The sequence below is a fragment of the Candidatus Anoxymicrobium japonicum genome (assembly GCA_002843005.1).
In the GTDB taxonomy this organism is placed as follows: domain Bacteria; phylum Actinomycetota; class Geothermincolia; order Fen-727; family Anoxymicrobiaceae; genus Anoxymicrobium; species Anoxymicrobium japonicum.
Map to the genome: position 1 here is coordinate 1 of PHEX01000046.1, position 13,790 is coordinate 13,790.

Below are 13,790 nucleotides of genomic sequence, written 5' to 3' on the forward strand. Positions count from 1 at the left end.
CAGGGTGGGAGACTTGGAACTCCTCATCCCCCAGGACCGCGACGGCACGTTCTCCACCGCGCTGTTCGAGTGCTTCCAAAGGAGCGAAAAAGCGCTCGCGCTCTCGATGCAGAGTGGATGCCGTGGCGACGCATCACCTCTGCCTTGGTGACGTTGCTTTTCTGAACCTCGAGGAAGATCTCGAGCTTGTCTTGTGGATTGAGTCGCTTCCTCCTGCCGCTGCTCTCGTCCATGCCTGCGCTCCTTTCCTTCCGAGGGATATCTTACCCCCCTTCCTGGGAGCGTCTTCAAAGGAGGCAAACAGTAACAATTACTTGAAGGATTTTGTCGGGAATGTCCAGAAACAATCCGAAGAGAATTGCATATGGGTACAGGGATGAGGAATACTTCTTCTTGAAGATAAGGGGAGCGTTCAGGCCGGTTACCCACACTTCTGGGAGATGAACCAAATACTATGAAACCTGCTGAATGGAACACGAGAGGACATGTTATGGCAAAAGATGACAGACTGGACGTTGTAGTAATCGGGTCCGGCCCCGGCGGGTACCCGGCAGCCATTCGGGCCGCCCAGCGTGGCGCGAAAGTAGCAGTTGTCGAGAAAGAGAAGGTCGGCGGAACCTGCCTGAACTGTGGCTGTATTCCCACCAAGACCCTCCTCGCGTCCACCGAACTGATCGACCACGCGCGCGAGGCGGAAAAGCTCGGAGTCAAGATAACGGGCATCGAAGCCGACTGGACGGCCATAATGGAACGCAAGCAGAGTGTCACCGACACACTGGCGGGCGGCATCCTCGGACTCCTCAAAGCGAACGGCATCGAGTACGTAACCGGCGTGGCATGCATCAACGCGGACAGGAACGTTGTTGTCAAAACCCCGATGGGCGAACAGGTTCTCGAGACTGAGAAGATCATCATCGCCACCGGCTCGAGTCCGGCCGAGCTTCCCACTTTCGATTTCTCGCAGCCGGCGGTCATGACATCGACTGACGCGCTGGCGCTCGATCACGTGCCTGAAACCCTGATAATCGTCGGTAGCGGCGTCATCGGAGGCGAGTTCGCGTGCATCTTTTCAACTCTCGGGACAGAGATTGTGATGCTCGAACTGATGGATCGCATGTTACCGACCGAGGACAGCCGCGTCGCAAAGCAGATGAAGAGCGCTTTTCGCAAGCGGGGCATCGACGTGCGCACTCAAACCACTGTTACCGAAGTGCTGGAGTACAGGCCGGACGGGATCAAAGTCAAGCTCTCAAGCGGAGATGAACTTTCCGCTGAAAAGCTTCTCGTATCGATTGGGCGCAAGTTCAACTCAGCGGGTCTGGGGCTCGAAGACCTCGGGGTCGAGATGGACAAGAGGGGCTGCATCATCGTCGATGAGACAATGGCGACGAACGTTGACGACATCTACGCCGTCGGGGACGTCGTCGGCGGGATACTGCTCGCCCACACCGCGACCTTTGAGGGCCTCGTGGCGGCGGAGAACGCCACGGGCGGGAACGCCACGATGAAATACGACGTGGTTCCCGCTTGCATATTCACTACGCCGGAGATCGGCAGCGTCGGCCTGAACACCGACAGAGCCACGGAGCAGGGCATCGAAGTGACCGTCAGCCGCTTCTCATTCGGGGCGCTTGGCAAGGCGCTTGCCATGGGCGAGGACTACGGGTTCGTGCAACTGGTGATCGACGCCAAAACCGACAAGGTTCTGGGCGCCCAAATAATGGGTCCGCACGCGTCCGACCTTGTCCACGAGATCGCTGTCGCAATGCACATGGGCGCGAAGTCTGCGGACATCGCAAACACCATCCACGCGCACCCATCGTTGCCCGAAGCGATCATGGAAGCGGCTGAGGCCGCGCACGGAAAGGCAATCCACGTGGCGCCGGCAAGAAAAAAGTAAGCCGGATAATGTACCGTTCGCCCCCTCGAGGGAGAGGGTTGGGGCAGAACCCCCCCCGCCCCCCTTGTCAGGGGGGGATCTCGCCCCCCACCTTAATCCTCCCCCGTCTAAAGGGGAGGAAATCATAAGGAAGTTGCGCTAAAACTTGACCTTGATTAGTTGCAGTGGGCACGCATCCACGCAAAATCCGCAGAGGATGCAACGATCCTTGTCCAGGTCGAGTTCCCATTCGGGCGCCTCTACCTTGAGCGCGCGCGTCAGGCAGACGGCAGTGCACGCGCCACAGGAAATACAGAGAGATTCGTCAAGCTCTATGTCCTTGATGGCGTCCTCCACCGCGACGCCCTGATCCTTGAGATGCCCGACGCCCGCCTTGATGTTCTTTCCCTCGCCTTCAAGCTCGACCAACATGCGACCGATCTCACCTTCGTATATCTCGGCTCGGAGTATGTTCGTTATGATGTCGTACTCTTTCACTAAAAGAGAGATCACCGGGCGCTCCACCACGTCCGGAGGGAACGTCAACACGAGCCTTTTCTTTGCCATCTAGTTTCCCCCCTCGTCGCGAATATCGAGCGGAAGCACGACTCCCTCTGTTCGGAGCGGCTCGACCGGCGCTGACAGCAGGAACTTCCCTTCCTTTATCCACGCTTTCAAAATCCCGGCAATCTGCCGCGCCACCTTGTAACTGGAGAGCGGCGCAGACGGAACTTTCTTTCCGTTGATCTCGATTGAGCCGCTGCGAAGCTCCGCGTAACTCACCCGCTCGAGCGGGTCGCGCGAGCGCGTCTGTTGGCTATAATCAAAGACCGATGTCTCTATCTCCTCATCGGCCACCCCCGCGTGCCGGGCCATTTCCTCGTCGAGAATCGGTATCGGAATTCCGACTCCCACGTACATGCTCACTCCATACCTGTGGAACCGCGCGCCCTTGATGAATCTGGAGTTCATCCGCTTCAGGTCGCCGATCAGCGCGAGGCTGGCGGCCGGACCGACAGGGGTTCCTCCCGCGGAGCGCTCCACTGTAGGCTTGTGCTGCGTGCCCTCCCACGCTACGTAACCCGCCGCGCCTCCGAGAAATATCCGGGTGCCCACACCGATGGAACGGTACAGCGGGTCGTTCAACAGGGGGCTCAACTGCCCGGCGCTGCAATAGGTCGCGTTGCCGAACTTCGGAAGCAGTATTCCCATGTATGTATAAATGGTCCGCTCCGAGCTGTTCGTCGCGCAGGCGTAGTTCTGGTACGCGTTGCGCGGATTGAACAGGTACGCCTGGTTTATGGTGTCCTTGTCGATCCAGGTCTCGATCTCCTTGCGCGGATAACAGTCCGTGCCAGGCGCCGTGCCGCGTAGCTTCAGCGACTTTCCTTCAATCAGATCCTGGATGACGTGCGCCCCTCCGTAACTCATCCCCTCCGTATCTGAGAGCGCCGTCGCCCCGATATATGCGTCCACCGCCGCGAGATCCGCGCAAACCGGCACGTCGTTCAGCCATGCTTTGCTCATCTTGATCGGGGGTTCGCTGTGGCCGAAGTTGACAAACGCCCCGGAGGAACACATGGGCCCAAACGTCCCCGTTGTGACGACGTCCACCTTGCGGGCGGCCTCACCCGCGCCCTCCGACTTCACGAGATCCGTCATCTCGTCCGCCGTGAGGACGATCGCCTCGCCCTTTTTGATCCTTTCGTTGATCTCCTCGTAACTCCTGGCCATAATCTCACCTCCTCGAGGTAACACACCTGCCATCACCGGCGTTGCGTCAAAATACCGTTTGTCCTGCTAGAATACCAGAATCCTCTCCTGGATAAGAAGGTCGCCGCCCACGATCCGGAACGAAAACCGGAGTGATTCGCGCCACCAAAGAAACACGCGCTTGTCAACACGGAAAACAGCTGATAGGTTATTATATGTAAACAACACAAAAGAAGTCACGCGCGGGATGAGTTTCACGAAAGGGGTTTTCAATGGCAATGGTCGAGTGGTTCGAGTTCCAGATTCCCAGCAAAATTATCTGTGCGGAACATTGCGTTGATAGCATAGGCATGGAGATGGAAAAGGTAGACGGCAGCAAGGTCTTGCTGGTTACCGACAAAGGCGTAGAGAAGGCCGGTCTCGCACAGGCCGTCATAGACGGAATGGAGAGCGGAAACGTGGAGGTCGTTGGCGTCTTCAATGAAGTCCCACCCAACTCCGAGGTCAAAATCGTCCAGAAGTGCTTTGAAGCCGCAAGCTCTAATGGCGCTGACTCGCTTGTATCAGTCGGGGGCGGAAGCGTCATCGACACCGCCAAAGCCGCGGTAATACTCATGATCGAAGGCGGCGACCTGCTGGATCACCAGAGCGCGGTCTATGTGCCAAGCGGCGCCGTGCCCCCCCACATAGCGGTGCCTACCACCGCCGGCACAGGATCCGAATCAACGTTCGCCGCCGTCATAGCCGACCATGAGCAGAAAATGAAACTTATCTTTCAGAGTCCAGAACTGGCGCCTACTGTCGCTATGCTGGATCCAACGGTTACGACGACTCTTCCTCCACACCTTACCGCATCAACAGGCATTGACGCCCTTACGCACTGCATCGAAGCGCTCCACTCCGAGATGCATGAGCCGATCTGCGACGGAATCGCCCTTCACGGCATCAAGCTCATTGCGTCCAGCCTGCCAAGAGCGTTCAAGGACGGTAGCGATATTGAAGCCAGAACCCTTATGCTCCTTTCGGCAAACATGGGAGGCGTGGCGTTCTCCAACGCTTTTGTCGGGATAATACACGCCATGGCGCACTCGGTCGGCGGCAAGTTCGGCATACCTCACGGCGTCGCGAACGCGATACTTCTTCCCTATGGCATGGAGTTCAACTTGCGGTACGTCGAAGAAGGAATACCCGCGAAATACAAGATGGTCGCGGAGTCTCTGGGGCTCGATGTGAGAAACGACGACGATGAGACGGCCGCGCGCAAGGCCATCGAGCACATCCGGAAACTCAACCTCGAACTTGGCCTGCCGCAAAGACTGAGTGAAGTCGGACTCCCTGAGGACGGACTCGAGGCTGTGACCGAAGACGCCATGATCGATGGCTGCATGTTCAACAACCCGGGCGAGCCAGAGTTTGACGAGGTGCTCGAGCTTTACAAAAAAGCCTTTTGATTGATTACGCGATAACGTCTAGCGCGCCTTTGATGATCTCCGCGGTAAATGGGGCGTGGCCGACGACTTCTCCGTCGGCCTGCAGAATCATTCTGTCCGGCGAGATGATTTTGACCGTGCTGCCGTGTAAAACCCTCACCGACTCGTCCAGGATATGATTTCCCCCGTAGATTCTGGGTAGAACGTTTTTTGCGAGGCGCGCCTTTGCCACACCTTTCTCGATCATTGAGCGACGCGGCGCGGGAACGCCCGTCGGCCCATCTATCATGGGGTTCCCAAAACCAGCTCCGAGGATGATGACGTCAAAAAGCCCATCGTCACAGAGGGCGTCCGGCGCGATGCGCATCTTCCCGCCGAAATACTTGCAGTTCGCTATGATGCACGCAATCGCAAGCACCCTGTAAGCTTTATCGTCCACATGAAGCTCGACATCCTTCTCACTACAACTGGCGTACGTCAAAAAAAGACCCAGCAAATAGGCGCCCTTGCCGCCAACGACCCTGAACACCACAAGAGGCATGTTGTTTGCGCGCTCGGTGGATTCTCCATCGAAACCCAGGCCGGCTATGTTCGCGAAATAACTGGCGCGCGCGCCGTCCTGTGACATGTACTCCATCCGGCCGACGTCGATCGTCCTCTTCCTGCCTGAAACGAGCAACGCGCACGCCGTGAGCCAGTCCCTCGGTATTCCGACTGTGCGACAGAAGTCGCTTCCCCTGCCGACCGGAACGACGCCCAGCTTCGGCCTGCGATCGCGATCAACCGACATGAGGCCGTTTACAACCTCGTACACCGTTCCATCGCCACCAACCGCCACGACCATCCCGTACCCTTTTTCCGCCGCGTCTCGAGCTATTTCGATCCCGTGCTCGTGATACTCGGTAAACTTCAAGTCGAAATCGAGACCGAGTTCGCCCAGCGTCTTGTGCAGTTCGCCTGATATCTTTGCCACCGCCCCGCCGCGGGCAATTGGGTTGACTACGAACATCGCTCTCGAAGCGTTGGGATTGACCGGCTCGAGGGCGACTTTCTTTGCCTTTTTCCTGGTTTTTCGTGGCTTGTCATCAGTCACTTCAACAACTCCTCCACTGAAATACTCCATATCATCAAGTAAAAGACAAGTTCACATGAAACAGACCCCTTTTCGCGTTCTCGTGCTATGATACGCGTAATTCGTGGAACATGGCTAGTAATTGGTCGTTGTTGACAGGAGGATCGTTATGTTGAGTCTGGATAACTTTCTTGGATGGGCCGTCGAGGGAACTACCGCACTTGGAAAGCTTCCGAAATTCGAGGCGTGGAAGCCCGGACAACCGCTGAAGATACTGCTGGTCGGCTACAACGGAAAGAGAAACACGGGAGCGGACGTCCGCGTGGCGGAAATCGTCAAGCAGTTCTACCGCGTGCTCGGCGAAGACAAGGTGGAGATCACGGTGCCGACTCTCAACCCGGAATTGACACAGGTCTATTTCGGCCCCGAGACCAAGTTGAGCAAGATCAACACGATATTTTTCAAGGACGTTCTCGACCTCTGCTCCCGCAACCACGTCGCGGTCATTTCGGAGGGCAGCACGCTGAAAAGCCAGTTCGCGAACGCCCTGACACTGTACTTTTGCGAGGCGGCCGGTGTGATGAAGAAACAGGGCAAGCCGTGCATCGCCTACGGATCAGAAGCGGGCAGGATGGATGATTTCGTAAAGAAAATGGCATCTGAAATGTGCGATGAGACTTACTTCATCGCGAGAACGGCGGCGTCGCTGGAGATCATCGAGAGCATGGGGCTGAAGGGCCACGTCGGCGCCGATACCGCGTGGACTTTTCCGCCCGCCGGAAAAGATTGGACAGAAAGCGAGTTGCGCGAGAAGACAGGGTGGGACGGCAAGAAGCCCATCGTCGGAATCGCGTGCATCGATCCGTGGTCGTACCCCGTCAAGCCAAGCATCTCAAAGACTGTAAAGGCCGCCGTTACGCGCAACTGGGAGAACCATTACGAGAAAGTCTATTTCTTTGCCGCTTCGGAGCGTGACGGCAAGTACCCCGCATATTTGCGGGGGATAGCCGAAGCCGTCAACAGATTTTGCAAAGAAAACGATGCCCACTCCGTCATAATAGGCATGGACTGGACCGATCTCGACGCCTGCAAGTCCTTGCAGGCTTTGATCGATGACAAACCTTACATTTTCAGCTCTCGCTTCAACGACGGACACAAGATGATCGCAATCCTTCACTCGCTTTCCATGCTCATAACATCGCGGTATCACGCGCGCGTGCTTTCCATGACCGGTGGCGTGCCGTCTATAGCGGTGTCCCTGGATGAGAGGCTCTATAACATTTACAACGAGTGCGGCCAGCTCGAGGATTACTACCTGAAAACCGATGATCCCGCCCTGGGCGAAAAGCTTTTCCCTATGATGGAAAAGATATGGGAGAACCGCGACGCGGTAAGCCGGGACATCCGCAAATCAGTGCCCCGGTACCTGAAGCAGGTTGCCAATATGGGCAAGTTCTTCCGGGGGTGGGTCTGTGAACAGTTTCCAGGCATTGAGCTCGAACCTGAGCCGACGGAGTGGCTCGGCTACCTGCCGGATCTGCATGAAGGGCTTCGCGCGATAATCAACGAAGCGAAGCAGGAGCAGTAACAGGGGGTCAGAATGGTTGCCGATGTCATCGTAATCGGAGCGGGCTGGGGAGGTCTCACGACCGCCGCGATTCTCGCTCACGCCGGGCTCGAGGTCAAGGTGCTGGAAGCCACCGGGCACGTTGGGGGCAGAGCCGCCTGCGACCGCAAAGACGGCTTTCTTGTCGATTACGGCGTCCATATCATCACATACGAGCGCGCCGGTTCGGCCGCCGCGGCCCTACGACAGATCGGTTACGATATCGATTTCGTGTCTTACGGAAAACCGTTGCTTTTTTTCGAAGGCCAGTTCATTCCGTTGCCCACCGGCGCCGGTTCTTTCCTGCAAACGCCTATCGTATCCTGGACGGACAAGCTGATAATCGCGCACGGCCTTCGCCGGCTTCTGTTTTCAAGAGTTGGCCGGTTCACAGACACGCCGATCGAACAGTTTATGCCGGGCGCTGGCAGAGAAGCCATCGAGGAGTTTTACAGAATCCTCGCGACAAGCGGGCTGGCAATCCCAACAATAGAAATTGCGAGCGCGGGCAGTTTCGCGAAGTTCCTCAGAAGGGCTCTTTTGTCGCGTGAGAAAGTCGCGTATCCCCGCGGGGGAATGCTCCAGATCAACAATGCGCTGTCTGAGAAAATAATGGAATCCGGAGAGATATCCTTCAACAGCAGAGTGAAAGCGCTGATTGTCGAGAACGGCAAGGTCGAATCCGTGAAAGTGCGCGAGGAAGACCTGCGCGCCAGAGCGGTGGTGCTCGCCATCCCCGCGCAAAACATTCCGGGCCTCGTCGCGGACGGGCTTGATAACGAATTCAAAAAGAAGTGCGCGTCACTCATCCCAACGGCCGGCATCTCAATCGACCTGTGTCTCAACAAGCCCGTGTCTGACATCGACGGCGTCTTCCTGACAGTGGATCCGATCCTGGTATGCCAGTTTACGTCAAACGTCGATCCGAGCACCGCGCCTGAAGGCAAGCAGCTTGCGACTTTCTATTATCCGCTCCCGCAGGAAGTTATGAACGACAAGGCCCGCCTGAAAGCCGAAGAGGATCGATCCATGGCAAAGATAAATGATATGTTCCCGGGCATCATGGATCACGTCGAATGGGAACGCGTGCTCCGGCTCGCGATGATCGACGGGTTCGAGCCGCGGATCGGACAGACGGCGAAAGATCGCCCTGGCGTTCGCGTTCAAGGCGTCGACAACCTGTTTCTCTCAGGGGATTGCGTCAGCGCGGAAGGAAAAGGTGGCGACGTCGCTTTCGCCTCCGGGGTCGAGGCGGCAAACGCCGTGCTCGACTTCTTGAAATAGGCCAGAGATTATGAACGACCTCGATCTGACCGGCGAGCGAACGCTTCCCGGCATCTCCCGCGAAAACTACTGGTACACGCGGCACGTCGTCGCCTATGAGCACGCGCTCGCTATGGCGCGTGGAAAGAGCGTAATAGACATCGGATGCGGTGAGGGGTACGGCGCCGCGATCCTGACAGGCGAAGCGGCGAGTGTGCTTGGCATAGATATCGCCCACGAGGTTGTCTCCCACGCGAGGGACACGTATCACGCGTCGAACCTATCCTTTGAGGTCATGGACGTCAACCGCCTGGAGCTCGCCGACGCGTCATTCGACCTTGCCGTCTCTTTCCAGGTGGTCGAGCACCTGGCGGACGTTTCAGGATACTTCGCCGGAATAGCGCGTGTATTGAAACCAGGTGGAGTGGCGTTTCTCACGACACCAAATCGACTCACCATCTCCAAGGGAAGCGATCGGCCGGTGAACCCGTTCCACCTTCGCGAGTACACGCCTGACGAGTTCGCCCGGACACTCGAAGCTCACTTCGAGACAGTGGAGGTGTCGGGGATATTCCACGCGGGCTGGCTATCGTTCAACGAGCGATTGCCCGTGGTCGATTTCATCAAGATATACGAGATGAGCAAAGCCAACCCGAGGTACTGGACTCACCGCGCCCTGACCCCGCTCGTCCGCCCCCGAGACTTCAGAGTTGGAGGAGGCGACCTGTCGCGTTGCCTCGATATCTGTGCCGTATGCACGGCGGCGAATGCTTTGATGAGGAACGGCAGGCCGTGAAAGGATACTTTTCGCTGGTCCTGCACACCCACATGCCGTATGTTCGCAAGAACGGCGCGTTCCCGGTCGGCGAGGATTGGCTCTACCAGGCGATGAGCGAAACTTATCTGCCTCTTCTGGGAATGCTCGCGCAACTCGAGTACGAAGGCGCCGGCCCATGCCTCGCGCTCACAATGACTCCTGTGCTCTGTGAACAACTCGCCGATCCGTACATCCAGGAGCGTTTCGTCACCTATCTCAAGACGATGCAAGATCACGCGGCGGACGACATCAAGGATTTCGTCTATTTCAACGACGAGTCGCGCAAGGCGCTCGCCGAGACGCACCGCGAGGAGTTCAGGCGGAAGCTGATGGCGTTTCTGGCGATCGACGGTGACCTGCTGGCGGCGTTCGCCTCGTTCGAGGAACAGGGGCTCATAGAGATAATAGCGTCTTGCGCCACACACGCTTTTCTTCCCGCTCAGCGCTCTGTCGAAAGCGCGCGAGAACAGGTGCGACTGGGCGTCGAATCTCACCGTGGGCGCTTTGGCGCGCAGCCCCGAGGTTTCTGGATACCGGAGTGCGCGTACACGGGAGGGCTCGAGGAACTGCTGGAATCAGAAGGCATCCAATACTTCATCGTCGACTCCTCCGCGCTCGACGGCCGGCCCGCCGGGAGGCCGAACCTGGTCGGCAAGTCAAACGTCGTTGCGCTGGCACGCAGCGACCGGGCGCACGCGAACGCGTGGGACGAACTCTCGGGCTATCCGACTGACGGACGATATCTCGATTCGACAAAGTATTATCACTCCTCGGGCCTGCACTACTGGAGAGTGACCGGTCCCGGGGTCGATATCGAGAACAAAGAACCCTATGAGCCGAAAAACGCCAGGATACGCGCCTTCGAACACTCAGAGCATTTCATCGGGGATGTCATCCGCGAAGCCGAGTCGATAACAGCCGCTGGTGGCAGATTCGAGAGAGACGGGGAAACGGTCTCGTGGGTCGATCCTCCGCTCGTCCTCGCGTCTTACGATACCGAGTTTCTCGGCCACGGATGGAAAGAAGGAATATACTGGCTGGAGCTGACATTGCGTTCCCTCTCGGCTGGCGAGAGTGTAAGATTGACGACGCCATCCCGATTCCTCGCGGATAACCTCGAGCGGCTACGATCAGGCCTCCTTTCGACCACGTGGGGAACCGACCGCGACCACTCGACCTGGGTCAACCAGGAAACCGCCTGGATGTGGGAAGAAATCTATAGCGCGCAAGAGAGGCTGCGCGGGCTAATGGCGGGTGGCCCTCCCCATGCGGGCGCTTCAATCGAGACGCGCGCGCTCGAGCAGGCCGTGCGCGAGGTGCTCCTGCTGGAGTCCAGCGATTGGCCGTACATGGTTGCAAAGAACCGCGCCCGGGGCTATGCTGATGAACGGTTCCGCGCCCACATCGAGCGCTTCACAACGCTTGCGGACGCGATCGAGAAAGGGAAGTTGGGCGATATAACACAAGAACTTGGCGAGATCGAGGAAACGGACAACATATTCGCGGAGCTCGATCTCAGCGGAATGCAAAAAGGGGTCTGACCCCTTTTTGCGCTAAGTGCAGGAAGGGAAAGTAGAACATGCGAGTGCTGCTCTTGAGCTGGGAGTACCCGCCGCGCATCGTGGGCGGCCTTGGAAGGCATGTCTATCATCTGGCGACATCGCTCGCGGCGCAGGGCATCAAGGTTCACGTGGTTACCAAAGATCACCCGGGGGCGCCTGAGTACGAGGAGTCCGAGGGCGTGCACGTCTATCGCGTGGTCAACTATCCGCCTGATATCCCGCAAGACGAATGGGTATCCTGGACGTTGCAGTTCAACGTCGCTCTGCTGGAGAAGGCCGTAGCGCTCATCAACGACCTCAAGAGCGTAAATGTCATCCACGCGCACGACTGGCTGGTAGCCCACGCGGCCACGAGTCTCAAGCACGCGTACAAGATCCCGCTCGTCGCGACGATTCACGCGACGGAGTACGGGCGCCACCAGGGTCACCTGCCCGGGCCCATGAACAAGCTCATCCACCAGGTCGAGTGGTGGCTGATGTTCGAGTCGGCGAGAACCATCTGTTGCAGCCAGTACATGATGGATCAACTCACGGACGTCTTCCAGCTTCCTCCCGAGAAGGTGGAGGTCATCCCGAACGGGATAGACCGGACAAGCTTCAAGCGCGACGCCACCATCGACCTGTGTCGCAAGAAGTACGTGCCACCGGGCGACAAACTGGTCTTCTTCGTCGGTCGGCTGGTCTATGAGAAAGGCGTGCAGACGGTTATCGAGGCCATGCCTCTCATTTTGAAAAAGATCCCGAACGTGACATTTGTCGTCGCGGGGAGCGGCCCTCACCTCAACCAACTCAAGTCGCTCGTCAGCGCTTTGGGTCTGGGCGAGAAAATTATATTCACGGGGCACCTGGACACTGACGCGCTTTGCGCGTTTTACAAAAGCGCGGATCTCACAGTCGTTCCAAGCCTGTACGAGCCATTCGGCATGGTCGTGCTCGAATCGATGGCGATGGGAACACCCACCATTGTGGCCGATACGGGGGGGCTATCGGAGATCGTAGCCCACGAGGAAACGGGCCTCAAGTTCGAGCCCGGCAACCCCGACTCGCTCGCGGGCGCCATGCTCCGCGTTCTCGAAGATCCGGAGTTGAACGCCCGCATCACCTCCGACGCGATGTCATACATGGGTGATACGTACAACTGGAGTCAGATCACCAGGCGCACCCTCGATGTTTACCGGCGCGCCGAGCGCGGCTACGAGTACAGCCCGCGCACCCTCAAGCTCTGCCCTCCCCTGCCCTTTGATGCCACCGGCTAGCCGGGAAACCGCCGCGCCCGCTTGAGGGCGACCTCTCAAGGCCATGCCATGTCCGCGCCTTTAGAGACGCGGCTCAAGGAGACGCGCGGCCCGTCAGGTAATCCGCGGCGAGCTCAGGCGTCGTGACGTTGATCATCATAGACGTGCCGATCTCGAACCCGCCGTGCGTCGTAAATCTGGGAAACATCTCGGCGTGCCAGTGGTAGTACGGATACTTTGACCCATCCGTCGGCGCCGAGTGCATGTAGCAGTTGTATGGAGTGTCACCGAACTTTTCATGGTACTTGCCAAGCACATCACGCACGACGGGCGCGAACTCCTCCAGATCGCTGTCTTTGATCATGTCGTACGACTCCTGGTGGTCGCGCGGGATTATCCAGACCTCAAAAGGAAAGCGCGAAGCGAACGGCGCGATCGCCACAAACGAGCCGTTCTTCGCTATCACGCGGCGCGAGGCCTCCAACTCGCTCGAAATGATGCGGCAAAATACGCACTCCCCGTGGTGAGAGTGATGCCATGACGCGCCGGCAAGTTCCTGCTGCAGCAACGGCGGGACGACAGGCATCCCGAAAAGTTGGGAATGGGAGTGTTCCAGGGACGAGCCAGCGCGCTGTCCGTGATTTACAATGATGTGCACGTCGCGCACGCGCTCGTCCACGGCAACGGCGCTGTAACGGTGACGCCAGACCCGAAGAACCAGTTCGACATCTTCCACCGGCATGGTTCCAAGACTCTCTGAGTGCGATGGGCTATGGATTATCACCTCGTGCGAGCCTTCAGCCGACCGGCGCGGGAAAAGAGACTCCCCCGACAGAAACTTTTCTCCCGTGCAAAAAACCGGGAACTTGTTTGGCACAACCCTGACACGCCAGCCGGGCGTGTTGGGCTTGCCGCCTTCGGGCCGGATGGCAAACACCTCTAGCGGGGTCATGATCTCGTGGCCGGAGCAGAGCGGGCATTTCTCTGTCTCGTCATAGGCAAGCGAGATTCGCGATTCAGGAAAATCACTCGGGCGCGCCGCTCTGTCAGTCGCAAACGCGACCCACAGTCCTGTCACGATATCCTGCCGCAACTCACTCATTACGTGACACACACCGGGTTGCGTCACAGCATCCCCTACAAAATCAGGGTCTGTAAGTGTTACGGTTTCCACCTCCCCACCGCCTCTCCGTTCCTTCACTCACAAGTATAG

13 protein-coding genes are annotated in these 13,790 nt (G+C 58.0%); 8 read left to right on the top strand and 5 right to left on the bottom strand.

All coding sequences use genetic code 11. The annotated features are described in order from the left end of the window. Nucleotides 1–113: 113 nt before the first annotated feature. Nucleotides 114–380: a hypothetical protein gene (locus CVT63_05610; GenBank protein ID PKQ27882.1), complete on the top strand. Its 267-nt coding sequence runs from the start codon at nt 114–116 to the stop codon at nt 378–380. 74 nt (nt 381–454) lie between these two features. Further along, complete coding sequence (gene lpdA / locus CVT63_05615) at nt 455–1,900, top strand: dihydrolipoyl dehydrogenase (protein PKQ27883.1); 1,446 nt, start codon at nt 455–457, stop codon at nt 1,898–1,900. 138 nt (nt 1,901–2,038) lie between these two features. On the opposite strand, the gene CVT63_05620 is transcribed toward lpdA, so the two are convergent. The 3 genes from CVT63_05620 to CVT63_05630 all read right to left on the bottom strand — a co-directional run bounded on the left by CVT63_05620 (nt 2,039) and on the right by CVT63_05630 (nt 3,865). After that, complete coding sequence (locus tag CVT63_05620; GenBank protein ID PKQ27884.1) at nt 2,039–2,446, bottom strand: hypothetical protein; 408 nt, start codon at nt 2,444–2,446, stop codon at nt 2,039–2,041. Continuing rightward, nucleotides 2,447–3,613 (bottom strand): hypothetical protein, encoded by a 1,167-nt coding sequence (locus tag CVT63_05625; protein ID PKQ27885.1) that lies wholly within the window; start codon nt 3,611–3,613, stop codon nt 2,447–2,449. It abuts the gene before it with no gap. Nucleotides 3,614–3,679: 66 nt separating this feature from the next. Continuing rightward, nucleotides 3,680–3,865: a hypothetical protein gene (locus CVT63_05630; GenBank protein ID PKQ27886.1), complete on the bottom strand. Its 186-nt coding sequence runs from the start codon at nt 3,863–3,865 to the stop codon at nt 3,680–3,682. On the opposite strand from CVT63_05630, the gene CVT63_05635 reads away from it, so the two are divergent. Then, nucleotides 3,865–5,043 carry an NAD-dependent alcohol dehydrogenase gene (locus tag CVT63_05635; GenBank protein ID PKQ27887.1) on the top strand — a complete coding sequence of 393 codons (1,179 nt, stop codon included), beginning with the start codon at nt 3,865–3,867 and terminating at the stop codon, nt 5,041–5,043. The two genes, CVT63_05630 and CVT63_05635, sit on opposite strands and share 1 nt — an antisense overlap. A 4-nt stretch (nt 5,044–5,047) precedes the next feature. Here CVT63_05635 and CVT63_05640 read toward each other — a convergent pair whose 3' ends face one another. Then, nucleotides 5,048–6,145 carry a hypothetical protein gene (locus CVT63_05640; protein PKQ27888.1) on the bottom strand — a complete coding sequence of 366 codons (1,098 nt, stop codon included), beginning with the start codon at nt 6,143–6,145 and terminating at the stop codon, nt 5,048–5,050. Nucleotides 6,146–6,263: 118 nt separating this feature from the next. Between CVT63_05640 and CVT63_05645 the strand changes: the two genes are divergently transcribed. From CVT63_05645 to CVT63_05665, 5 genes are read left to right on the top strand one after another with little or no spacing between them, the layout of a single operon-like run. After that, nucleotides 6,264–7,682, top strand: a complete 1,419-nt coding sequence (locus CVT63_05645) for a hypothetical protein (GenBank protein PKQ27889.1) — start codon at nt 6,264–6,266, stop codon at nt 7,680–7,682. 12 nt (nt 7,683–7,694) lie between these two features. Continuing rightward, nucleotides 7,695–8,984 carry a hypothetical protein gene (locus CVT63_05650; protein PKQ27890.1) on the top strand — a complete coding sequence of 430 codons (1,290 nt, stop codon included), beginning with the start codon at nt 7,695–7,697 and terminating at the stop codon, nt 8,982–8,984. 10 nt (nt 8,985–8,994) lie between these two features. Continuing rightward, a complete protein-coding gene (locus CVT63_05655; protein PKQ27891.1) occupies nt 8,995–9,759 on the top strand; it encodes an SAM-dependent methyltransferase in 765 nt (254 codons plus the stop codon). Then, a complete protein-coding gene (locus CVT63_05660; GenBank protein PKQ27892.1) occupies nt 9,717–11,321 on the top strand; it encodes a hypothetical protein in 1,605 nt (534 codons plus the stop codon). Before CVT63_05655 ends, CVT63_05660 begins: the two co-directional genes overlap by 43 nt. Nucleotides 11,322–11,359: 38 nt before the next feature. Further along, nucleotides 11,360–12,598 carry a glycosyl transferase family 1 gene (locus CVT63_05665; GenBank protein PKQ27893.1) on the top strand — a complete coding sequence of 413 codons (1,239 nt, stop codon included), beginning with the start codon at nt 11,360–11,362 and terminating at the stop codon, nt 12,596–12,598. Nucleotides 12,599–12,671: 73 nt separating this feature from the next. Here CVT63_05665 and CVT63_05670 read toward each other — a convergent pair whose 3' ends face one another. Then, nucleotides 12,672–13,778: a galactose-1-phosphate uridylyltransferase gene (locus tag CVT63_05670; protein PKQ27894.1), complete on the bottom strand. Its 1,107-nt coding sequence runs from the start codon at nt 13,776–13,778 to the stop codon at nt 12,672–12,674. Between the last annotated feature and the right edge of the window lie 12 nt (nt 13,779–13,790).